Genomic DNA, 21,008 nt, shown 5'->3' on the forward strand with positions numbered 1-21,008 from the left:
GACGTTCAGGAGCCGCGGCCGAGGGCGGGGTTCGGGCCCGGATGCACCGGCTGGCCGGGCGGATGCTCGGCCCCGGCAGGGGGCACGGGCTGCCGCTGCGTGGTTCCGGGGCTGGTGTCGGTCTGCCCGCCGCCCTGGTCGCGGCGCGGGGTTCCATTGCCCAGGCTCTCCGCCTGCACCGGCGCCGCCTCCTGCCGCTGCTGGGCGGATTGCGGATCCTGGGGCAGGGGGGCCGGCGTCTGCGCGCCCGCCCCGCCGGGGGCAAGGGCGAAGGCAAGCGCCGCCGCGGCGAGCAGGCGCGGAAGGCCAAGGGTCATCGGTAGCGACTCCCATGAGAACGCCACCGAAACGCGGCGGCGGGGCGGGCGGTTGCGGCCTCGCCACGCCTCGGGCCGGCGGCCGCCGGCCGCATCAGGGCAGCAGCGCCACGGAGGCGCCGAGCAGGAGCATCACCGCGAGCAGCGAAAGCCCCGCCGCGGGCCATTCGCGCAGCACCCGCTCGGCCCGCGTCAGCGCCAGCGTCAGGCCGCGGCGCGGCCGCAGCGGGGGCGGGGCGATCCGGGGCGGGCGCAGCAGCGGCGCCACCCGCCGCGCCGTGCCCTCGCCAAGCACCACCAGATCGCCCTCCGGCAGCGCCGGCAGCCGCACCCAGCGCGCCAGGGCGAGGGCGATCAGCGCGCCGAGCAGCACCGGCCAGAGCTGCTCCCACAGGATGGCCGGCGCCAGCGCATAGGCCAGCGCGCCCTCCTCCCCCGCGAGATGGAGGCCCCAGGGCACGAGAAGCGCGGCAAGCGCCGCCACCAGCCAGGGCACGACCAGGCCGCGCGGAGCGGCGGCGGCCGGCGCCTCGGCCGCCGTGGCGGCGAGGCAGCGCAGGAAATGCACCATCAGCACCGTCGTGGTCACGGAGGTAAGGCCGGCCAGGCGCCCGACATAACCCTCTCCGAGCGGTTCCTTCATCGCCAGCTTGGCGAGCGCCCCGCCGGTCAGCGGCAGGCCGCCCAGCGCCACCGCCAGCACCGCCGCCGCCGCCAGCACCCAGCCGAGGCGGTCGCGTCCGGTGGCGGCGACCACGCCCACGGCGAGGAACAGTGCGCCCTTGGCCAGCGCATGGTGCGCCGCGTGCAGCGCCGCCGCCGCGCCGACCCCGGCATTGGCCTCGGCGAGGGCCACGCCGAGCAGCGCCGTCACCAGCCCCATCTGGCTGACGGTGGAATAGGCGAGCACCGTCTTCGGGTTGGACTGCGTCACCCCGATGGCGACGCCATAGAAGGCGGTAAACAGGCCGGCGAGGGCGAGCGCCTCGCCCCAGGCGGGCATTCCCGCCTCCAGTGGCAGGAAGCGCAGCAGGCCGAAGATGCCGGCCTTGACCAGCGCCCCGCTCAGCACCGCCGAGGCGGGAGTGGGCGCCGCCGGATGGGCGAGGGGCAGCCACACATGCAGCGGCACCAGCCCCGCCTTCAGCCCGAAGCCCGCGACCAGCAGCAGGAGCGTCAGGTCGCGCCAGGGTGAGTCCGGCAGCGCCGCCACCGCCGGTGCGATCAGCAGGCTGTCCGCGGCCGCCGCCAGCAGCATGAAGCCGAGCAGCAGGCAGATCTCGCCGGACAGGGCGAGCAGGATGTAGATGAAGGCGGCCCGGTGCGCCCGCGCCGTCTCCTCGTGCACCACGAGGCCGTAGGCGGTGAGGCTCACCAGCGCGAAGGAGAGGTAGAAGCTGACGATGTCGGCGGCGAGGAACACGCCGAGGCCGCCGGTCAGCGTCAGCAGCCAGAAGGCGGCGAAGCGCTCGGCCAGCGCCTTGCCGCGCAGATAGGCGGCGGCGTAGGCGCCGGCGGCGATCCAGAGCAGCGCCGTCGCGCCCAGGAACACCGCCCCCGTGGCGTCGAGCGCCAGCGCCATGCCGAGCAGCAGCCACGGGCCCTCTTCCACCAGGCCGACCGGGCCCGAGAGCGCCGTCGCCAGCGCCGGCAGCGGCGCGACCGGCAGCAGCGCCAGCATGTGCGCGCGCACCGGGCGCGCCAGGCAGGCGAGCAGCAGCGCCACCGGAAAGCCGAGGGCGAGCCAGGGAAGGGCGGCCGTCACAGCCCGTAATCCCGCGCCACGATCAGCCGCGCCCAGCCGAGCGGACTGAGCGCCACCGCGGCGAAGAGGCCAGCGGCGAGGGCAACGGCGGCGGTCGCCACCGGCGGCAGCACCAGGCCCCAATGCCCCTCCCGCGCCAGCAGCGGCGTCCAGCCCCCCGCACGCTCCCCGGGCGGGGGCACGAACCAGGCGCGGTACACCAGCGGCAGGAAGTAGGCGGCGTTGAGCAGGCTGCTGCCGGCGAGGACGAAGATCACCCAGACCTGCCCGGCCTGCAGGCCGCCCACGCCGAGATACCACTTGCTGACGAAGCCCGCGACCGGCGGCACGCCGATCATGCCGAGCGCGGCGATGCTGAAGGCGAGCATGGTCAGCGGCATGCGCCGCCCGGCACCGTCCATCTCGCCCACCTTGTGGATGTGCAGCGTCTCCGCCAGCGCGCCGGCGCAGAAGAACAGCGTGATCTTCATCAGCCCCTGGTGCACCAGGTGCACCAGCCCGCCGACCGCGGCCACCGGCCCGGCCAGCGCCACGCCGAGGGTGATGTAGGAGACCTGGCTGACGGTGGAGAAGGCGAGGCGGCGCTTGATGTCGTCCTGCGCCAGCGCGCGCAGCGAGCCGTAGAGGATGGTGAGGGAGGCCATCGCCGCCAGGGGCACGCCCAGCCCCTCCGCCTGCACCAGCCCGATGCCGAAGACGTCGAGCACCACGCGCAGGATGCCGAAGGCGCCGGCCTTCACCACCGCCACGGCGTGCAGCAGCGCGCTGACCGGTGCCGGCGCCACCATCGCCGCCGGCAGCCAGGCGTGCAGCGGCACGATCGCCGCCTTCACCGCCAGCCCGCCCACCAGCAGCAGGAAGCAGATGCCGAGCGTTGCGCTGTCGAGCCCGGCGAGCGTGCCGTGCCGTGTGAACTCGATCGGCCCGACCAGACCCTCCAGCCAGACGATGCCGAGCAGCAGCGAGGTGCTGCCGCCCAGCGTGTAGGCGAGGTACTTGCGCCCGGCGGCGAAGGATTCCCCGTCGCCGCGGTGCACCACCAGCGGCCAGGTGGAGAGGGTCAGCAGCTCGTAGAAGATGAAGAAGGTGATGAGCGAGCCGGACAGCGCGATGCCCGTGGTCGCGGCGACGCAGAGGCTGAAGAAGCCGAAGAAGCGCGACTGGTGCGGCCCCTCGCCGAGATAGGCGATGGCGTAGATCGTGGTCAGCAGCCACAGCGCGGCCGAGAGGGTGACGAACAGCAGCGCCAGCGCGTCCACCCGGAGCAGGAAGTCGAGCCCGGGCACGAGCGGGAAGCGCAGCTCGTACTCGGCGCCGGCGGCAACGCTGTCCAGCATGTAGGCGACCAGGGCGAGCTTGCCGACCGCCCCGGCGATGTTGATGGCGGTGCGGGTGCGCCAGGCGTGCTCGGAGAGGAAGAAGATCACCACCGCCGGCACCAGCGAGGTCGCCAGCACGAGGAGGGGCAGCAGCGCGCCTCTCATCCGATCCCCTCCTCCGCCGCCTCGGGGCGGCCGACCTGCAGCAGGGCGAAGGGCATGAGCGGCGCGACGCCGAGCGCCACCGAGCAGAGCGCGAGCCCCAGCACCGCCCATTGCTGGTGCCGCGGCACCGGCCGGCCGGGCAGCACGGGCGTCTCGGTCCGCGCCAGCAGGGGTGTGAGGGCGCGGAACACGTAGCCCGCGGCGAGCAGCCCGCCCGCGAACATCACCAGCGCCCACCACCACTGGCCGGAGGCCATCGCCGTGGTCAGCAGCAGCCACTTGGCGATGAAGCCGCCGCTCGGCGGCAGGCCGAGCAGGGAGAGGCCGGCGAGGCCGAAGGCCAGCGTCACCATGGGCAGGGCGGCGCCCATGCCGCGCAGCTCGGCGATGCGGTCATGCCCCGCGGCGCGCAGGAACAGCCCGGCGGCGAGGAACATCGCCGCCTTGGCGAAGGCGTGGGAGACGGCGTGCAGCACGCCGCCGCTCCAGGCCCCGGCATCCCAGGGCTGGGCCGCGCCGCCGCCGCCCGCCAGCGGCACCATCAGGAACAGGTAGCCGAGCTGCGCCACGGTCGAATAGGCGACGAGCAGCTTCATCCGCACCTGGTGCAGGGCGAGCACGCTGCCGAACAGGATCGCCCCCGCCCCGAGCGCGGCGAGGAGCTGCCCCGCCGCCGCCGTCATCACCCCCGGCAGCGCGTCGAACCAGAGGCGGAGCACGAGGAAGAAGGAGGCCTTCACCACCAGCGCCGAGAGCACGGCGCTCGCCGCCGCCGGCGCGCCGGCATGGGCGGGCGGCAGCCAGAGATGCAGCGGGAACAGCGCGGTCTTGGCCAGGAGCCCCGCCGTCATCAGCGCCGCCGCGGCCCAGGTGACCGGCTCCGGCCCCGCCCGCTCGGCCAGCAGCGTGATGTCGAGCGTGCCGTAGGCGCCGTAGAGCAGCACCGCGCCCAGCAGGTAGAGCACCGAGCCGGCGAGGGCGAAGAACAGGTAGCGCAGCGCCGCCGCCAGGGTCTCCGCCCGCGCCTCGAGGCTCGCCATCGGCACCGCGGCGAGGGTCAGCAGCTCCAGCGCGACGTAGAGGTTGAACAGATCGTTGCCCAGGAAGGCGGCGTTCAGCGCCCCCCATAGGCCGAGCAGCAGCGCCCAGAACAGCAGCGCCGCGCGCGTCTCCTCCCCCGGCGGGGCGCGGAAGGAGGATTGCGCGAACAGCGCGACGCCGAGCAGCACCACCGCCGTGGTGACCACCATCACCGCCGAGAACCCGTCCGCCCGCAGCGCAATGCCGAGCGGCGGCGTCCAGCCGCCCAGCGCGTAGGTCACCTCCCCCTCTCGCCAGACCTGGGCGGCGAGCAGCAGCGCCACCACGAGCCCGGCCGGGATCAGCAGCAGCGCCAGCGCGCGGGCATGCCGGCCGAGCGGCAGCGCCGCCACCATCCCGGCCAGCGGCAGGAGGATGGCAAGCACGATCCAGGGGAAGCCTGCCTCGGGTGCCGCCACAGGGGGCATGTGCTCAACCCTCCGGCGGGTCAGGCTCGGCCCGGCCCGTCTCGCGGGCCAGGTGCAGCACCAGCGCCACGCCGAGGGCGGTCGCCGCCAGTGCCACCACGATGCCGGTGATGATCATCGCATGCGGCACCGGGTCCCCGCCCGGTCCGGCCCGCTCCGCCACCGCGCCGAACAGCAGGAACACGCCGCTGCCGAGCAGGTTGAAGGCAAGCAGCCGGCGCAGCGCGTGGCGGCGCACGATCAGCCCGTAGAGGCCGATGCCGACCAGCGCGGCGCCGGTGAGGCCGTAGAGCGTGGCGGTCACGGCGCCCGCTCCGGCGCGCCGGCCACCAGGAGGGCGAGGGTCGCGGCGATGGAGAGGGTTAGCGCCGCCTCGACGGTGACGATCAGCGTCTTGGCTGCCGCCGGCGGGTAGCCGAGGAAGGCGCCAGCCACGAAGAGGCCCGCGGTGCCGATGCCGAGGAACACCACCGGCCCCGCCACCAGCACCAGCCGCAGCGCCAGGCTGCGCACCGGCGGCGCGTCGGAGAGCCCGGCCATGATGGCGAGCAGCCACACCGCGGCGAGGATGGTGCCGGCCTGGAAGGCGCCGCCTGGCTGGTCGCTGCCGATCCAGAACACGTACACCCCGACCAGCAGCCCGATCGGCGGCAGCAGCCGCCCGAGCCAGGCCAGCGTGCCCTCGGGCCGCGCCCGGTGGCGCAGCCCGGGCCGCCCGCCCCACAGCCGGTCCGGCGCCAGCGACCACACGCCGAGCAGCGCCAGCAGCAGCACCAGGGTCTCGAGCAGGGTGTCGTAGCCGCGGAAGGCGAGCAGCACCGCGGTGACCGGGTTGCCGAGGCCGGTGGCCGGGATCGCCGCCTCGACCGCCGGGACGAGGCTCGGCGCCGGCACGGGCAGGGAAAGCACGGCGGCCGCCAGCGCCACCGAGACGGCGGCGCAGCCGGCGCCGATGGCGAGGCGCATGCCCCGGCCGGGGCCGGGCGTCCGCGCCTCCATGTGCACCCGCGCGGTGACGCCGAGCAGCAGCACGCCGGTCAGCCCGGCGCCGATCGCCGCCTCGGCCAGCGCCACGTCCACCGCGTCGAGCCGCACCCAGGCCAGGGCGATCAGCAGGCCGTAGGCGACGAAGAAGACGGTGGCGGCGAACAGGTCGCGCGCCGCCACGGCGCTGAGGGCGACGGCAAGGATCACCGCGACCAGGCAGAGGTCGAGCAGCCAGAGCGCGGTCATCGCGGCGGCCCGCCGGGCTGGCCCGCCGTCTCGCGCAGCGCCGCGCGCGCGACGAGCTGCGCCACCGTCGCCGCCGCCAGCAGGGCCAGCAGCCAGATTCCCACGAGCTTCAGCGCCTCCGCCACGCCCTCCATGCGCGGCAGCAGGCCGAGCACGACCAGGCCGAGGCCGAGATTGTCGGCCTTGGTCAGCGCGTGCAGGCGCGTCAGCGTGTCGGGGAAGCGCAGCATCCCGATCGTCGCGGCCAGGAAGAACACCCCGCCTGCCGAGACGCAGAGGATGGTGAAGAGGTCGAGGGCGAGGCGCATCATGCCTCCGGGTCGCCGGCGCCCGAGGGGCTGCGGCCCTTGACGAAGGCCACCGCGGCGAAGGCGGCGAGGAGGGCGAGCACGAGCGCGACGTCCACCGCCGCCGGCCGCTCCATCGCCACCGCCAGCAGCAGCAGCACGGCGATGCCGCCGCTGCCGAGAAGCTGCGCCGCCATCATGCGGTCGGCCTCCGCCGGCCCGTGCAGGATGCGCACCAGCCCGGCGCCGACGGTGAGCAGCACGAAGGCCGCGGCGACGACCAGGAATTCAGCCATGTCCCGGCTCCTCCTCCAGCGCGGCGAGGAGCCGCGCCTCCTCCTCGGCGAGCTGCGCCGGAACCGGCTGCGCGACATCGAGGCAGTGCAGCCGCAGCGCGTCGCCCTCCTGCCCCACGGCGAGGGTGCCGGGCAGCAGGCTCATTTCGGTGGCGAGGGCATTGCGCGCCCCGCCAGGAGGCAGGCGCAGCGGGCAGGTGACGAAGCCCGGCGCCAGCGGCAGGCGGGGGCTCAGCGCCCGCCAGGCCACGTCCAGCCCGCCCCGCACCGACTGCCACAGGAAGCGCAGCAGGAGCGGCGGCAGCGCACCGGGCCGGATCCGGCGCGGGCCGGGCGGCAGCAGCCGCAGGCTCGCCAGCGCGGCCGCCAGCGCGGCGAGCGCGCCCGGGATCAGGGCGCCAGGGTCCGCCGCCGAGAGGACGAGCCAGACGCCGAAGAAGGCCGCGGCACGCCCGGCGGCGCGCCGCGTCATCGCTGCTGCCATGGCCAACCCTTAGCGGCGCCGTGCGTCGCGGGCGATGCGAAGCTGCGTGAGCCCGGGGCGCCCCTCATGCCGCCGAGGGCGCCTTCTCCTTCTCGTCCTCCTCCTCGGGGGAGTGCCGGTCGGCCAGGAATTCTCCGACCGGGGCGAGGGCTTCCACATGCTGCGTCAGCACCTTGAGCAGCACCAGCATGGGCACCGCCATCACCGCCCCGACGATGCCCCACATCCAGGCCCAGAAGGCGACCGAGAGGAACACCACCACCGCGTTCATGTCGAGCCGCCGGCCGACGATGGAAGGCGTGAGGATGTGCCCCTCCAGCGTGTTGCTCAGCACGTAGAAGGCGGGCGGCAGCAGCGCCCAGGCGAGGTCGTCGAAGGTGACGACGCCCACCAGCCCCACCACCACGGTGCCGATGAAGGCCCCGAGATAGGGGATGAAGTTCAGCATGAAGGCCATGGTGCCCCAGAGCGCCGGGTTTGGCAGGCCGATCAGCCACATCCCGAACCCCATCCAGACGCCGAGTCCGACATTGATGAAGAAGATGGTGGAGAGGTAACGCGACACTTCCTGCTCCACGTCATGGGCGATGCGCAGCGCCCGCTTCTTGTCGCGGAAGGTCGGCAGCACCCGCACCAGCTTGGCGTAGAACAGGTCGCCGGAGGCGAGCAGGAACAGCAGCAGCACGAGGGTGAAGACGAGCCCTGTGGCGGCGTTGGGCAGCGTCGCCGCGGTCCGCGCCAGCAGCCCGGGCTCGCGCACCACCACCTCCGGCGTGCGCGCATCGGCATCGCCCTGGGTGAGGCGGTCCACCCGTTCCGTCGCCGCGCGCATCGCCTCGACCGGCTCCCGCACCTCCGCCAGCCTCTGGCGGATGCGCCACTCGATCTGCGGAGCGTTGTTCACCCATTCCTGGACCGGGCCGCTGAGGAAATAGACGCCGGCCGCGACCGTGCCGAGCAGGGTGAGGACGAGGGCCACCGCCGTCACCGGCGGCGGGATGCGCCGCCGTGCCAGGAAGCGCACCAGCGGGCTCAGCACCAGCGCCAGCAGGAAGGCGAGCGCCACCGGCACCAGGAAGCCCTGCGCGAAGTACAGCACCGCCAGGCAGGCGATGAGGAACAGCCCGATCAGGCAGATCCTGGCCGCGCCCGCCAGTTCCGTGCGCGGTGGCCTTCCGCTCTCGTCGCGGCGAACCGATGCGTTCTCGTCCATGCTTCCCTCAACGCCCCGGAAACGCCGACGGGAAAGGGAAGGGGGCGGGATTCGTGTCGCTGGCGCGATCACATCGTCCGGACCTCGGGTGCGGCCGGCGGGGGAACCGCGCCCCCGCGCGGGTGTTCGCCCAGCGGTTCGGCGAAGGAGCACGGACATGCGGTGCAGCAGCATGGTGATCGCCTCCGGCCTGGTGCTGGCGCTTGCGGGCGGGGCCGCCGCGCAGCCGCCGGTGGCGGAGACGGCGCGGCAGGCCGAGACCCCGGCGACGGCCGAGGCCTCCGCCCTTCAGGGCTACGTGCTGATGCTGCAGGAGGCGCAGCTCCGGCTGCGCGCGGCGCAGGAGAAGGCGGCACAGGAACCCGCCACCTACAACCGCGCCGCCATGACGCCGGCCCGGCAGGAGCTGATGCAGGAGGTGCGCAACCTCCTCCGCGCCGTGGAGAACGCGCCGCCGGAGGCGACCCGCACCGAGATTTACCGCGAGACGGTGCGCGAGCTTCGGCAGGCCTTCGACGAGGCCGGCCCCGGCTGGCAGCGCGGGGACGAGACGGGGCAGGCGGCGGCGTCGCAGGCCCTCGCCGCGGTGGACCGGCTGCGCGAGGAACTCGCCGGCGCCGCCGCGGCGGCGGGGGGCGCCGTGCCGGCCCCGCCCGTCGCCTCCGGCGGCGGGCGATAGGGCGGATTCCGCGCACGCCTGATCGGGGAGGGAGGCTCGCCGGCACGGAGGGCGCGGCCCGCGCGGGCGGGAAGGCCCGGCCATGCTAGGCTGGGCGGCCGGAGTCCGGAGTCGCCCCCCTGCTTCTCGCCTACGCCCAGCTGGCGTCCTCCATGGCGCTGGTCGGCGCCAATGTCGGCGTCGCCAAGCTGCTGGCCGAGGCGCTGCCGATCCCGCTGATCGCCTGCCTGCGCTGCGCCCTGGCCTGCCTGGTGCTGTGGCCGCTGGCGCGGGCCATGGACGGGCGGGCGCGCCCCTCCGCCGCGGTGCTGCGCAACCTGTTCCTGCAGGCGCTGTTCGGCACCGCGCTCTACAATGCCGGGCTGCTCGCCGGGCTCCGCCTGACCACGGCGCTGGAGGGCGGCCTGGTGCTGGCGACGCTGCCCGCCGTGGTGGCGCTCGGCAGCGCGCTGTGGCTGCGCGAGCGGCTGCGGCCGCGGCAATGGGCCGCCGCGGCCCTGGCGGCGGGCGGCATGGCGGCGATCACCCTGGCCCGGCTCGGCGGGGAGGGGGAGGGGAGCGCGCTCGGCAACCTGCTGGTCTTCGCCGGCGTCTGCGGCGAGGCGATCTACGTCCTGCTGGCCAAGCGCGTCGCCGGCCAGGTGCCGGTGGTCACCGCCAGCCTCTGGATGCAGGCCTTCAGCGCCCTGGTGCTGCTGCCCTTCGCCCTGCCGGGGATCGGCGCCGCGGCGGCGCTGGCCGAGCCGGCGCTCGGCGGGCTGCTGGCGTTCCACAGCCTGACCGCGAGCGTGCTCTGCCTGCTGCTGTGGTATGCGGGGCTGCGCCGCGTCCCGGCCGGGGTGGCGGGCGTGTTCACCGGCTTCCTGCCGGTCTCCGCCGCGGTGACGGCGGTCGCGGTGCTGGGGGAGGCGTTCGGGGCGGTGCACGCGGTGGGATTCGCGCTGATGGGGGCGAGCCTGCTGCTGGCGACCTGGCCGGCGCGGCGCCCGCCGGCATGAGGGCCTGGCTCTCGCTCTCCGTGCCGGAGCTTCTGGCGATGGCGCCGGAGGAGGTGGCGGCGCGGCTCGCCTTCGCCCAGGCCGCGCGCCACGCCACGCTGGAGCCCGCCCAGCGCCACGCCTGGGAGGCGGGGGCGCGGCTGCTCCGGGCGGCGCTGTCCGGGGTGCCGGCCGGCTGGCGGGTGCTGTCCGAATACGACCTGCTGCGCCTCGAGAGGCGGGTGGACGCGGTGCTGCTGACCGACCGCGCCATCCTGGTGCTGGAGTTCAAGCACGGCGCCCGCGGCTTCGCCGCCGCCGACCTGCGGCAGGCGGAGGACTACGCCCTCGACCTGCTCGATTTCCATGCCGGCTGCCGCGCCCATCCCGTGGTGCCGGTGCTGGTGGCGACGCAGGCCCCCGCGCCGCGCCTTGAGCCGCCTCTCTTCTGGCATGGCGTGGCGCCGGTGCTGCGGGCGAACGGGGAGGGTCTCGGCGCGCTGATCGAGGAGGTGCACCGGGCGGTCGGCCCGCCCGCGCGCCCCCTCGACCCGCTGGCCTGGGAGCGCGCGCCCTACCGCCCGGTGCCGACCGTGCTGGAGGCGGCGACGCTGCTCTGGCGCCGCAACTCGGTACAGGAGATCGCCGCCGCCCGCGCCGATGCGCCGAACCTGACGCGCACCACCGAGGCCATCGCCCGCGCCATCGCTGCGGCGCAGCGGGAGGGGACGCGCAGCGTCGTCTTCGTCACCGGCATCCCCGGCGCGGGCAAGACGCTCTGCGGGCTGAACGTGGTGTTCGGCGCGCTGCGCGCACACGGCGCCGCCTTCCTCACCGGCAATGTCCCGCTGGTCGCCGTGCTGCGCGAGGCGCTGGCACGGGACGCGGCGCCGGAGGGCGGGCGGGCGCTGGCGGCGGCGCGGGCCAGGACCCGCGGCGCCCTGCAGAACGTGCACCGCTTCCTGGAGCATCACGTCCTCCACGCCGGCCAGGTGCCGGCGGAGCGCGTCATCGTCTTCGACGAGGCGCAGCGCGCCTGGGACGCGCGGCAGGCGACCCGCGACACCCAGCGCCGCGTCAGCCGCCTGACGACGAGCGAGGCGGCCCACACGCTGGAGATCATGGGCCGTCACGGCGGCTGGGCGGTGATCGTGGCGCTGATCGGCAGCGGGCAGGAGATCAACACCGGCGAGGCCGGGCTCATCGAATGGGGGCGCGCCATCGCCGCCGATCCGCGCTGGCGCGCCATGGCCGCGCCGCGGGTGCTGGAGGCGGCGGAGCCGGCGCAGCGCCTGGCCGACGGTCCCGTGCCCTGGCTCACGCTCGACCCCGATCTCGACCTCGCCGTGCCGATGCGGCAGGTGCGCGATGCCGCCGCCGCGTCCTGGGTGGAGGCGGTGCTGGACGGCGACGCCCCGGCGGCGCGGGCGATCGCCGGGCGCCATGGCGGCGTGCCCTTCTTCCTGGTGCGCGACCTTGAGGCGCTGCGCGCGGCCTTGCGCGGCCTGTGCCGCGGCCTGCGGCGCGCCGGTCTGGTCGCCTCGGCGGGGGCGAGGCGGCTGCGCGCCGAGGGGCTCGGCGTGCAGGTGCCCGAGATCGCCGACTGGTTCCTCAAGCGCTGGCCCGACATCCGCTCCTCGGAGGCGCTCGAGACCTTCGCCACCGAATACGACTGCCAGGGGCTGGAGCTCGACGTGGTCGGCCTCGCCTGGGGCGGGGATTTCCTGCGCGAGGGCGGCGCCTGGCTGCCGCGCCGCTTCGCCGGCGACCACTGGCAGGTGGTGCGCAACGCGGAGGAGCGGCGCTTCATCCGCAACACCTACCGGGTGCTGCTGACCCGCGCGCGCTACGAGACGGTGATCTGGGTGCCGCGCGGCAGCCGCCGCGGCGATCCCTGGCACGACACGACACGCGACGCCGACGCGCTCGACGCGGTGGCCGCCTTCCTGCTGGCCTGCGGCGCACGTCCGGCCGACGCAGTGCTGAAGGCGCCCCCGGCAGCCGAGGCGCCCGCGCTGCTGTAGGATGCCGCCATGCGCATCCTGGTCCTGATCGTCACCCTGCTGATTGCGACGCCGCTCGGCGCGGCGGAGCTCAGGCTCGCCACATGGAACATCGCCTGGTTGACGCTGCGCCCGGCCGACGACCCGCTGCTGCCGGAGGGCCTCACACGGCGCCGGCCCGAGGATTACCGCCTGCTCGCCGCCTATGCCCGCCGCCTGGAGGCCGACGTGGTGGCGCTGCAGGAGGTGGACGGGCCGGAGGCCGCGGCGCGCGTCTTCGATCCGCGCGAATGGGTGTTCTTCTTCGCCGACGACAACGCCGTGCAGCGCACCGGCTTCGCCGTGCGCCGCGGCCTGCGCGCCTGGCAGAACCCGGACCTCGCGGAGCTCGACACGCGGCCGCATGCGCGCCTCTCGCTCCGCCGCGGCACCGACATCACGGTGGAGGCCGAGGGAGTGCGGCTGCGCCTGCTCTCCATCCACCTCAAGGCCGGTTGCCGCGACGGCCGCCTCTCCCGCCCGACGCCGGACTGCGAGACGCTGGCCGAGCAGACCGAGATCCTGGCCGGGTGGGTGGCAGCGCGGCGGCGCGAGGGCATCCCCTTCGCCATCATGGGCGACTTCAACCGCCGGATGCGCGGCCCGCGCGACGACATGCTCGACCGGCTCACCGCCGAGGCGCCGCTGCTGCGCACGAGCGAGGGCGCCTCCGATCCCTGCTGGGCGGGGGCACGCGGCACGCGGCCCTTCATCGACCACATCCTGCTCGGCGGCGGGGCGGAACGGTGGTGGGTGCGGAGCTCGCTGCGCGTGCTGGTCTATGCGGAGCGCGACCGCTCCTACCGGGACCGCCTCTCCGACCATTGCCCGATCAGCATCCGCCTGCGGCTGCCCGCCTCGCGGGCCGGGTGACCGCGCCGCCCCGGCGTGCCAGTTTGCGCGCCGCATGCGGACCTTCTCGCGAGTCACCCTGCCCCTCACCGCGGTCGTCTTCCTCAACCAGGCGGGACGCATCGTGCTCGCCGTGGTGGGGCCGGCGCTGGCGCTGGAGTTCGGCCTGTCGGCGAGCGGCCTCGGGGCCCTGGCCGCGGCCTTCTTCGCCGCCTACGCGCTGGCGCAGCTTCCGATCGGGCTGGCCTTCGACCTCTACGGCGTCCGGCGGGTGCAGGTGGTGCTGTCGCTGCTGGCGGCGCTGGGCTTCCTGCTCTGCGCCCTCGCTCCCGACGCGCTGGTGCTGGCGGCCGGGCGCTTCGTCAGCGGCATCGGCATCGCCGGGGCGCTGATCGGCATCATGAAGTCCGGCGCGCAGTGGTACCCGCCGCACCGCCTGGCCGCCGTCACGGGGGCGGCGATCTTCATCGGCGCGGTGGGGGGGCTTGCCACCACCGTGCCGGTGCAGGCGGTGCTGCCGCTGATCGGCTGGCGGGGCACCTTCCTGGCGCTTACCCTGCTGGCCTGCCTCGGCGCGGCATGGATCCACCTTTCCGTCCCGCTCGCCCCGCCGGGGGCGCGTCCGCCGCCGCGCCGGCGCCTCGGCGCCGAGATCGCGGAATTCGGCCGGATCTTCGCGCATCCGCGCTTCCTGCGCTTCACCCCGGCGGTGGCCCTCGCCTCCGGCCTGGTGTTCACCTATCAGGGGCTCTGGGCCGGTCCCTGGCTGCGCGACGTGGCGGGCCTCGGCGGCGAGCCGCGCGCCACCATCCTGCTGTTCTACGCCCTCGGCATGATGTGCGGGAGCCTGGTGGGCGGCCAGGTGGCCTCGGCGCTGCAGCATCGCGGCTTCGATCCGATGCTGGTGCCCTTCGCCGGCATGGCGCTGATCGCGGCGGCGCAGCTTGGGCTGATCCTCGCGCCGCGCGATCCGGTGGCGCTGGCGGCGCTGTGGTTCTGCTTCGCCGCCTCGGGCTCCACCGGGCCCGTGGCCTATGCGGCCCTGGCGCAGCGCTTCCCGCCGGAACTGACCGGGCGCGTCGCCACGGCGATGAATTTCAGCATGTTGGCCCTGGTCTTCGTGCTGCAGAACCTGATCGGCGTCATCCTCGACCTGTGGCCGCGCACGGCGGCGGGGGGCTGGGACCCGGCGGGCTATGGCTGGGCGCTTGGCCTGACCCTGGCGTTGCAGGCGCTTGCGGCGTTCTGGATGCTGGCGGCGCCGCGCCGCGCGGACTGAGGAGGGAGGGTGCGCATGCCTTGGGACGGCAACCGCCTGCGCGGGATCCTGTCCCGCTTCCGGGTGGAGGCGGGCAAGGGCTTCCGCCTGAAGGACCACGACCCCGCCGACACCGCCGGCCTCGCCCTCGAGAAGCGGGAGGCGAGGGAGCTTCTGGCGCGGGGGCGGGAGATGCTCGCCGAGATGCAGGACATGCTCTACGCCCAGGATCGCTGGGCGGTGCTGTGCATCTTCCAGGCCATGGATGCGGCGGGCAAGGACGGCGCCATCAAGCACGTGTTCAGCGGCGTCAACCCGCAGGGCTGCCACGTGGTCAGCTTCAAGGCGCCAGGGCCGACGGAGCTCGACCACGACTTCCTGTGGCGCCACGCCGTCGCCCTGCCGGCGCGCGGCATGATCGGCATCCACAACCGCTCCTGGTACGAGGAGGTGCTGGTCGTGCGCGTGCACCCCGAGATCCTGGAGCGGCGACAGAAGCTGCCCCCGCGCCTGGTGACCAGCCGCATCTGGGAGGAGCGGCTGGAGGACATCGCCGCCTTCGAGCGCTACCTGGCGCGCCAGGGGGTGGTGGTATTGAAATTCTTCCTTCACCTCAGCGCCGAGGAGCAGCGCCGCCGCTTCCTCAAGCGCATCGAGGAGCCGGAGAAGCACTGGAAGTTCAGCGCCGCCGACGTGGCGGAGCGCCGCCACTGGGACGCCTACCAGGAGGCCTATGAGCAGGCGATCCGCGCCACCGCCGCGCCGCACGCACCCTGGTACGTGGTGCCGGCGGACAACAAGTGGTTCACCCGCCTGGTGGTGGCGGCGGCGCTGGCCATGGCGATGCAGGATCTCGACCTGCACTATCCCCGCCTCGGCGCCGCGGCGCTGGCGGAGCTGGAGGAGGCGCGGCGGGCGCTGGAAAGGTAGGGCAGGTCGCGGGCGGCCGGACGCGTGACCCTGCCCTAGGGAGGAGAGGCTGCGGCCGTTTCCGGGGCATGGCCCTGACGTGCATCCCGTTCCGGTGCACCCACCCGAACGGGTGAAGCCGCTCTCATGCCGAAAGGCAGGGCCTTTGGCATGAGCCAGGGCGAACGGACACTGCCCCAGCCCGCCCGGGCCGTGTCATTTCCCGGCGTCGGCCGCGTCCAGCACGTGCAGGGCGTAGGTGAAGGCCGCGCCGGCGTTCAGCGCGATGGCCACGCCCAGAGCCTCGGCCATCTCGGCCCGGGTCGCGCCGGCCGCCTGCGCCTTGCGCACATGGGCGTCGATGCAGCCGTCGCAGCGCGTGGTGATGGCGACGGCGAGGGCGATCAGCTCGCGCGTCTTGGCGTCGAGGTGCTGCGTCCTGGCGGAGGCGCCGGAGAGGGCGACGAAGCCCTTCACCAGTTCCGGATGCAGGGCGGAAAGCTCCTTGCCCCGATCCTTTGCCGCCGCGCTGTAGCTGTTCCAGTCCTTGATCGCGCTCATGAACTCCCCCGCATGAGGACGGGCGCCGGCTCTGCGCCGACGCCCGCCGGATGCCGCCCGCCGGGTGGGCGGGGCCGGCTATTCCACCACCTCCGGCTCGCGCTCGGATTCGCCGTCGCCCTCCTCGGGGCGGGGCAGGGCAGGCGGCGCCGCCTCGACATAGTCGAAGGTGAGGGCGCCATCCTTCAGGCCGACCTTCACCGCCCCGCCGCGGGTGAGCCTGCCGAACAGCAGCTCCTCGGCCAGCGGCTTCTTCACGTGCTCCTGGATCACGCGGGCGAGCGGCCGGGCGCCGTAGAGCGGATCATACCCCTTCTCGGCCAGCCACTCCTTGGCCGCCGAGCTGAGCTCGATCGTCACGTTGCGGTCGGCGAGCTGGGCCTCGAGCTGCATGACGAACTTCTCGACCACGCGGCCGACGATCTCCGGGGTCAGGCCGGAGAAGGGCACCACCGCGTCCAGGCGGTTGCGGAACTCGGGCGTGAACAGGCGCTTGATCGCCTCCTCGTCCTCGCCGACCCGCACCGTGGCGCCGAAGCCGATGGCGGGCTTCGCCATGTCCGCCGCGCCCGCATTCGTCGTCATGATCAGGATGACGTTGCGGAAGTCCACGGTCTTGCCGTTGTGGTCGGTCAGCTTCCCGTGGTCCATCACCTGCAGCAGGATGTTGTAGAGATCCTGATGCGCCTTCTCGATCTCGTCGAGCAGCAGCACGGCGTGCGGGTGCTGGTCGATGGCATCGGTCAGCAGGCCGCCCTGATCGAAGCCGACATAGCCCGGCGGCGCGCCGATCAGGCGGGAGACGCTGTGGCGCTCCATGTACTCGGACATGTCGAAGCGGATCAGCTCGATGCCGAGCGTCTTGGCGAGCTGCTTCGCCACCTCGGTCTTGCCGACGCCGGTCGGCCCCGAGAACAGGTAGTTGCCGATCGGCTTCTCCGGATCGCGCAGCCCGGCGCGGGAGAGCTTGATCGCGGCGGCGAGCGCCTCGATGGCGCGGTCCTGGCCGAACACCATGGCCTTCAGGTCGCGCTCGAGGTTCCGCAGCGTCTCCTTGTCGTCCGCGCTCACGCTCTTCGGCGGGATGCGGGCGATCTTGGCGACGATCTCCTCCACGTCCTTCAGCGTGACGGTCTTGCGGCGCTTGTTCTCGGGAAGCAGCATGCGGGAGGCGCCGACCTCGTCTATGACGTCGATCGCCTTGTCCGGCAGCTTGCGGTCGTGGATGTATTTCGCCGAGAGCTCCACCGCGCCGCGGATCGCCTCCGGCGTGTACCTCACCTTGTGGTGCTTCTCGTAGTTCGCCTTGAGGCCCTGCAGGATCTTCACCGCGTCCTCGACCGTCGGCTCGTTGACGTCGATCTTCTGGAAGCGGCGGACCAGGGCGCGGTCCTTCTCGAAGTAGTTGCGGTACTCCTTGTAGGTCGTGCTGCCGATGCAGCGCAGCGTGCCCTGGGCGAGGGCGGGCTTGAGCAGGTTGGAGGCGTCCATGGCGCCGCCGGAGGTGGCCCCGGCGCCGATCACGGTATGGATCTCGTCGATGAAGAGGATGCTGCCCGGCTGGTTCTCGAGCTCGGCCACCACCGCCTTCAGCCGCTCCTCGAAGTCGCCGCGGTAGCGCGTGCCGGCGAGCAGGCTGCCCATGTCGAGGGCGTAGATGGTGGACTTGGCCAGCACCTCGGGCACGTCGCCCTCGATGATGCGCTTGGCCAGGCCCTCGGCGATCGCGGTCTTGCCCACGCCGGGGTCGCCCACGTAGAGCGGGTTGTTCTTGGTGCGCCGGCAGAGGATCTGGATGGTGCGCTCGATCTCCTGCTCGCGGCCGATCAGCGGGTCGATCTTGCCCTGCTGCGCCTTCCTGTTGAGGTTGACGCAGTAGTTGGACAGCGCGTCCTGGCCGCGCCCGCCGCGCGGCTTCTCCTCCTTCTCCGCCTCCTCCTGCGCCGAGGGGGTGCCCTGCACGGGGCGGCTCTGGCTGCGGCCGGGCGCCTTGGCGATGCCGTGGCTGATGAAGTTCACGGCGTCGAGCCGCGTCATGTCCTGGAGCTGCAGGAAGTAGACGGCGTGGCTCTCCCGCTCGGAGAACAGGGCGACGAGGACGTTGGCGCCGGTCACCTCGTCCCGTCCGCTCGACTGCACATGGATGGCCGCGCGCTGCACCACGCGCTGGAAGCCGGCGGTCGGCTTCGGGTCGCCCGCGCGCTCGCTGACCAGGCCGGCCAGGTCCTTATCCAGGAACTCCGTGAGGTCGCGCTTCAGCTTCTCCAGGTCGACCCCGCAGGCACGCAGCACGGTGGCGGCATCCTGGTCGTCGGTCAGGGCGAGCAGCAGGTGCTCGAGCGTCGCGTATTCGTGCCGGCGCTCATTGGCCAGAGCGAGGGCGCGATGGAGCGTCTGCTCAAGGTTGCGTGACAGCATATCAGTGACGCTCCCTTATCAGGATCCCTGCCTCCGCTAGCGTGCGGGTCCCAGGGCGGTTCCGCCTGCCGACCGAGCGGCCGGGCCGGCATGCCGGGCCTGTCCGCGGGGTGCGGCTCATTCCTTCTCGATGGTGCACTGCAACGGGTGCTGGTTCTGCCGCGCAAGGTCCATCACCTGGGTCACCTTCGTCTCCGCGACCTCATAGGTGTAGACCCCGCAGACACCGACGCCGCGCCTGTGCACATGCAGCATGATGCGCGTCGCCTCCTCCCGGCTCTTCTGGAAGAACCGTTCCAGAACATGAACGACGAACTCCATCGGCGTGTAGTCGTCGTTCAGCATCAGCACCTTGTACATGGAGGGCTTCTTGGTGCGGGGGCGCGTCTTGACAACGACCCCGGTCCCCGGCGTGTTTTCCCCGTTCGGTCGCTTGTCTTGGTCGCTCATGAGCATCCTGGTGGGCAGGCACCCTCCCGCCTGCATGTCTTCAGGGGCTTGGCCTCGCCACCCCCCGGTCCCCAGGATATCGGAGGGCGGGGCGCGGCGTGAAGTGCCGCAGACCGGCGCAACACCGATTTGGGGTGGTATGGCCGCAAAGGAAAGGGCCCGGGCCGCCCCTCTCCCTGGCGGGGGAGGGGCAGCGCCGGGCCCGGCAGCAAGCCCGGCCGCGGGCCGGGCACGGGCGGTTCAGGCCGCGTTCTGACGGGAGAACTTCTCCACCGCCAGGGTCATGCGGGCCGAAAGCGGCGCGAAGGACTGCTCGGCGACCTTCAGCGCGGCCTCCTGGAAGCGGGCGCTCTCGCTCACCGCCTTCTCGATGGCGCTGCGGGTGTAGTTGGCCTGGACCTGCGCCGCCTCCTGCAGGCTCTTCACCGAGGTGAGCGCCTTCGCGCCCTCGAGCGCGTGGTCGGTCATGCCCTGCACGATGGCCATGCCGAAGCGGCCGAGATCCTGCATGCCGGCCACATAGGCCTGCGCCGCCTTGGCGAAGGCCTCGACATTGCCGCGGCTGAACTCCGCCGCGTCCTCGGCGGCCTTGAAGAGGGTCTCGGCCGTCCTGTTCGCCTGTTCCATCGTCTTCTCCGTCACGCGCTGCGCCTCGCCGGCGCTGTTGTCGACAATCTTGCGGACCCGGGCGGCGGCGGCCTGGGTCAGCTCCTCCGCCTGCCGCCTCACCTCGGTGGCCCTGGCCTCGGCCGCCTTGCCGGCCTCGGCCGGCTTCGGGGCCTTCGTCTCGTTCTCGTTCGCCACGACGCTACTCCTTGCCGTTGGTCGGTTGGGCGCGGCGGGCAGCCCCGACGGGCCCTATGCTGCAATGCAGCATGGAGGCGGTGTTTAGGCCGCGGCCGCGACTGTATGCAAGATAATTTTTGCGGTGCAGCATGAACGATCCCTCACCAAGCCGTGATCCGAGGTGGCAGGCCTCCGCGGCCGAAGTTGCTGGCCACTTCAGCAATGTTCGTTAAGACTCTGCCGCGCCAAGGAAGTTCCTGTTTAGTTCCGGTGGACAAACGGCTCCGCCGCCGCCTAGCATCGGGCGGGATTCGCGGTTCCCCGGGGGGGGAGGGCCGTGCATCAGGGGGTCAGCATGTTCGGGACCAGCGTCCGACGCCTGGGGGTCGTGCTGACCCTCTCGGGCATCCTCGTATCCGCAATCGTTGCGCCGGCGGACGCGCAGATCGGCAGCGACCGATACGCCGCCATCGTCACCGAGGCACGCACCGGCGCGGTCCTGGTCGCCGCCAATGCCGATCACCAGCGCTACCCCGCCTCGCTGACCAAGATCATGACGGTCTACATGGCCTTCGAGGCGCTGCAGGAGGGCAGGATCGGCCTCGCGACGCCGGTGCCGGTCTCCGCCACCGCCGCCGCCATGCCGCCTTCGCGCCTCGGCCTCGCGCCCGGCATGACCCTGACCGTGGAGGAGGCGATCCTCGCCCTGGTCACCAAGTCGGCCAACGACGCCGCGGCGGCGCTGGGCGAGTTCCTGGGAGGCGGCAGCGAGCACCGCTTCGCCCAGATGATGACGCTGAAGGCCCGCTCCCTCGGCATGTCGCGCACCACCTTCCGCAACGCCTCCGGCCTGCCCGATGCGGGGCAGGTGACGACGGCGCGCGACATGGCGCTGCTCGGGCGGCGGGTGATGCAGGACTTCCCGCGCCTCTACGCCTATTTCTCGACGCCCCATTTCGTCTTCCGCGGCCGCACCCACTGGAACCACAACCGCCTGCTGCAGGAATACGAGGGCACGGACGGCATCAAGACCGGCTACATCAACGACAGCGGCTTCAACCTGGTGGCCAGCGCCCAGCGCGACGGGGTGCGCCTGATCGCCGCCGTCTTCGGCGGCAGCACGGGGCGAGAGCGCGACCGCCACATGATGGCGCTGCTCGACCAGGGCTTCGCGCAGATGGGGGTCGCGCCCATCGCGCGCCGCCAAGCTCCGGCGCCGGTGCTGGTCGGCAGCGCCCAGGCGGCCACGGCGGCCGCGCGCCGCCCCGCGCCGAGCCAAGCCCGCGCCCCGGCATCAACGACGCGAACCGCCGCCGCGGCGCGGTCCGCTCCCGCCGCCCGCGCCACGCCGGTCCGGGCGACCACGCAGCCGCCGCGGCGGCCGGGCGGCACCCGGGTCACCGCCGCGCCGGGCCCCACGATGATCGAGCAGGGCGACACCAGCCGCGGCGTGGCGCGGCCCGCCGCGCGCAGCCCCTCCGCCGCGCGC

General features: G+C 73.5%; 21 protein-coding genes. 7 read left to right on the top strand and 14 right to left on the bottom strand.

The features are described 5' to 3' along the window. Positions 1-5: 5 nt before the first annotated feature. The 10 genes from ET526_RS08640 to ET526_RS08685 all read right to left on the bottom strand — a co-directional run bounded on the left by ET526_RS08640 (position 6) and on the right by ET526_RS08685 (position 8,587). The gene (locus ET526_RS08640; RefSeq protein ID WP_135467286.1) at positions 6-317 is read right to left on the bottom strand and encodes a hypothetical protein; all 312 of its coding nucleotides are present in this window, start codon (positions 315-317) and stop codon (positions 6-8) included. Between the two features lie 94 nt (positions 318-411). Next, positions 412-2,082: a complex I subunit 5 family protein gene (locus ET526_RS08645; protein WP_135467287.1), complete on the bottom strand. Its 1,671-nt coding sequence runs from the start codon at positions 2,080-2,082 to the stop codon at positions 412-414. Further along, positions 2,079-3,566 carry a complex I subunit 5 family protein gene (locus ET526_RS08650; protein WP_135467288.1) on the bottom strand — a complete coding sequence of 496 codons (1,488 nt, stop codon included), beginning with the start codon at positions 3,564-3,566 and terminating at the stop codon, positions 2,079-2,081. The genes ET526_RS08645 and ET526_RS08650 overlap by 4 nt, the downstream gene beginning before the upstream one ends. Further along, complete coding sequence (locus ET526_RS08655) at positions 3,563-5,074, bottom strand: complex I subunit 5 family protein (protein WP_135467289.1); 1,512 nt, start codon at positions 5,072-5,074, stop codon at positions 3,563-3,565. The genes ET526_RS08650 and ET526_RS08655 overlap by 4 nt, the downstream gene beginning before the upstream one ends. A gap of 4 nt (positions 5,075-5,078) precedes the next feature. Beyond that, positions 5,079-5,378: a cation:proton antiporter subunit C gene (locus ET526_RS08660; protein ID WP_135467290.1), complete on the bottom strand. Its 300-nt coding sequence runs from the start codon at positions 5,376-5,378 to the stop codon at positions 5,079-5,081. Then, positions 5,375-6,307 (bottom strand): hydrogenase subunit MbhD domain-containing protein, encoded by a 933-nt coding sequence (locus tag ET526_RS08665; protein ID WP_135467291.1) that lies wholly within the window; start codon positions 6,305-6,307, stop codon positions 5,375-5,377. The genes ET526_RS08660 and ET526_RS08665 overlap by 4 nt, the downstream gene beginning before the upstream one ends. Then, positions 6,304-6,618 (bottom strand): monovalent cation/H(+) antiporter subunit G, encoded by a 315-nt coding sequence (locus ET526_RS08670; RefSeq protein ID WP_240048320.1) that lies wholly within the window; start codon positions 6,616-6,618, stop codon positions 6,304-6,306. Before ET526_RS08670 ends, ET526_RS08665 begins: the two co-directional genes overlap by 4 nt. Then, positions 6,615-6,890, bottom strand: coding sequence for a monovalent cation/H+ antiporter complex subunit F (locus ET526_RS08675; protein WP_135467292.1), 276 nt, complete (start codon positions 6,888-6,890; stop codon positions 6,615-6,617). Before ET526_RS08675 ends, ET526_RS08670 begins: the two co-directional genes overlap by 4 nt. Further along, positions 6,883-7,374, bottom strand: coding sequence for a Na+/H+ antiporter subunit E (locus ET526_RS08680; protein ID WP_135467293.1), 492 nt, complete (start codon positions 7,372-7,374; stop codon positions 6,883-6,885). The genes ET526_RS08675 and ET526_RS08680 overlap by 8 nt, the downstream gene beginning before the upstream one ends. Before the next feature lie 64 nt (positions 7,375-7,438). Continuing rightward, positions 7,439-8,587, bottom strand: coding sequence for an AI-2E family transporter (locus ET526_RS08685; protein WP_158295528.1), 1,149 nt, complete (start codon positions 8,585-8,587; stop codon positions 7,439-7,441). A 157-nt stretch (positions 8,588-8,744) separates the two neighbouring features. Between ET526_RS08685 and ET526_RS08690 the strand changes: the two genes are divergently transcribed. The 6 genes from ET526_RS08690 to ET526_RS08715 all read left to right on the top strand — a co-directional run bounded on the left by ET526_RS08690 (position 8,745) and on the right by ET526_RS08715 (position 15,325). After that, a complete protein-coding gene (locus ET526_RS08690) occupies positions 8,745-9,266 on the top strand; it encodes a hypothetical protein (protein ID WP_135467295.1) in 522 nt (173 codons plus the stop codon). Positions 9,267-9,418: 152 nt separating this feature from the next. Then, positions 9,419-10,264, top strand: a complete 846-nt coding sequence (locus ET526_RS08695) for a DMT family transporter (protein ID WP_192898673.1) — start codon at positions 9,419-9,421, stop codon at positions 10,262-10,264. Beyond that, positions 10,261-12,267 (top strand): DNA/RNA helicase domain-containing protein, encoded by a 2,007-nt coding sequence (locus ET526_RS08700; protein ID WP_135467297.1) that lies wholly within the window; start codon positions 10,261-10,263, stop codon positions 12,265-12,267. Before ET526_RS08695 ends, ET526_RS08700 begins: the two co-directional genes overlap by 4 nt. A 9-nt stretch (positions 12,268-12,276) precedes the next feature. Then, the gene (locus ET526_RS08705; protein WP_135467298.1) at positions 12,277-13,158 is read left to right on the top strand and encodes an endonuclease/exonuclease/phosphatase family protein; all 882 of its coding nucleotides are present in this window, start codon (positions 12,277-12,279) and stop codon (positions 13,156-13,158) included. Between the two features lie 34 nt (positions 13,159-13,192). Beyond that, positions 13,193-14,416, top strand: coding sequence for an MFS transporter (locus ET526_RS08710; RefSeq protein WP_158295529.1), 1,224 nt, complete (start codon positions 13,193-13,195; stop codon positions 14,414-14,416). Positions 14,417-14,431: 15 nt separating this feature from the next. After that, positions 14,432-15,325, top strand: a complete 894-nt coding sequence (locus ET526_RS08715; RefSeq protein ID WP_135467300.1) for a polyphosphate kinase 2 family protein — start codon at positions 14,432-14,434, stop codon at positions 15,323-15,325. 195 nt (positions 15,326-15,520) lie between these two features. Here ET526_RS08715 and ET526_RS08720 read toward each other — a convergent pair whose 3' ends face one another. The 4 genes from ET526_RS08720 to ET526_RS08735 form a co-directional block, all read right to left on the bottom strand. Next, positions 15,521-15,856, bottom strand: a complete 336-nt coding sequence (locus ET526_RS08720; RefSeq protein WP_240048323.1) for a carboxymuconolactone decarboxylase family protein — start codon at positions 15,854-15,856, stop codon at positions 15,521-15,523. An 87-nt stretch (positions 15,857-15,943) separates the two neighbouring features. Further along, complete coding sequence (clpA, locus tag ET526_RS08725) at positions 15,944-18,283, bottom strand: ATP-dependent Clp protease ATP-binding subunit ClpA (RefSeq protein WP_135467302.1); 2,340 nt, start codon at positions 18,281-18,283, stop codon at positions 15,944-15,946. Between the two features lie 117 nt (positions 18,284-18,400). Next, the gene (gene clpS / locus ET526_RS08730; RefSeq protein ID WP_135467303.1) at positions 18,401-18,733 is read right to left on the bottom strand and encodes an ATP-dependent Clp protease adapter ClpS; all 333 of its coding nucleotides are present in this window, start codon (positions 18,731-18,733) and stop codon (positions 18,401-18,403) included. Between the two features lie 240 nt (positions 18,734-18,973). After that, entirely contained in the window at positions 18,974-19,537 is a 564-nt protein-coding gene (locus ET526_RS08735; RefSeq protein WP_135467304.1) for a phasin family protein, read from the bottom strand. A 337-nt stretch (positions 19,538-19,874) separates the two neighbouring features. On the opposite strand from ET526_RS08735, the gene ET526_RS08740 reads away from it, so the two are divergent. After that, positions 19,875-21,008 (top strand): D-alanyl-D-alanine carboxypeptidase family protein (locus tag ET526_RS08740; RefSeq protein ID WP_135467305.1); only part of this gene is annotated, 1,134 nt, incomplete at its 3' end.

It is taken from the genome of Crenalkalicoccus roseus (assembly GCF_004761865.1).
Lineage (GTDB): Bacteria > Pseudomonadota > Alphaproteobacteria > Acetobacterales > Acetobacteraceae > Crenalkalicoccus > Crenalkalicoccus roseus.

What these genes read in the sequence shown, in the direction of transcription:
- ET526_RS08655 (WP_135467289.1), bottom strand. Translation starts at nt 5,074, where the DNA reads ATGCCCCCTGTGGCGGCACCCGAGGCAGGCTTCCCCTGGATCGTGCTT.
- ET526_RS08670 (WP_240048320.1), bottom strand. Translation starts at nt 6,618, where the DNA reads ATGATGCGCCTCGCCCTCGACCTCTTCACCATCCTCTGCGTCTCGGCA.
- ET526_RS08680 (WP_135467293.1), bottom strand. Translation starts at nt 7,374, where the DNA reads ATGGCAGCAGCGATGACGCGGCGCGCCGCCGGGCGTGCCGCGGCCTTC.
- ET526_RS08705 (WP_135467298.1), top strand. Translation starts at nt 12,277, where the DNA reads ATGCGCATCCTGGTCCTGATCGTCACCCTGCTGATTGCGACGCCGCTC.
- ET526_RS08710 (WP_158295529.1), top strand. Translation starts at nt 13,193, where the DNA reads ATGCGGACCTTCTCGCGAGTCACCCTGCCCCTCACCGCGGTCGTCTTC.
- ET526_RS08690 (WP_135467295.1), top strand. Translation starts at nt 8,745, where the DNA reads ATGCGGTGCAGCAGCATGGTGATCGCCTCCGGCCTGGTGCTGGCGCTT.
- ET526_RS08665 (WP_135467291.1), bottom strand. Translation starts at nt 6,307, where the DNA reads ATGACCGCGCTCTGGCTGCTCGACCTCTGCCTGGTCGCGGTGATCCTT.
- ET526_RS08695 (WP_192898673.1), top strand. Translation starts at nt 9,419, where the DNA reads ATGGCGCTGGTCGGCGCCAATGTCGGCGTCGCCAAGCTGCTGGCCGAG.
- ET526_RS08675 (WP_135467292.1), bottom strand. Translation starts at nt 6,890, where the DNA reads ATGGCTGAATTCCTGGTCGTCGCCGCGGCCTTCGTGCTGCTCACCGTC.
- clpS (WP_135467303.1), bottom strand. Translation starts at nt 18,733, where the DNA reads ATGAGCGACCAAGACAAGCGACCGAACGGGGAAAACACGCCGGGGACC.
- ET526_RS08700 (WP_135467297.1), top strand. Translation starts at nt 10,261, where the DNA reads ATGAGGGCCTGGCTCTCGCTCTCCGTGCCGGAGCTTCTGGCGATGGCG.
- ET526_RS08640 (WP_135467286.1), bottom strand. Translation starts at nt 317, where the DNA reads ATGACCCTTGGCCTTCCGCGCCTGCTCGCCGCGGCGGCGCTTGCCTTC.
- clpA (WP_135467302.1), bottom strand. Translation starts at nt 18,283, where the DNA reads ATGCTGTCACGCAACCTTGAGCAGACGCTCCATCGCGCCCTCGCTCTG.
- ET526_RS08715 (WP_135467300.1), top strand. Translation starts at nt 14,432, where the DNA reads ATGCCTTGGGACGGCAACCGCCTGCGCGGGATCCTGTCCCGCTTCCGG.
- ET526_RS08685 (WP_158295528.1), bottom strand. Translation starts at nt 8,587, where the DNA reads ATGGACGAGAACGCATCGGTTCGCCGCGACGAGAGCGGAAGGCCACCG.
- ET526_RS08650 (WP_135467288.1), bottom strand. Translation starts at nt 3,566, where the DNA reads ATGAGAGGCGCGCTGCTGCCCCTCCTCGTGCTGGCGACCTCGCTGGTG.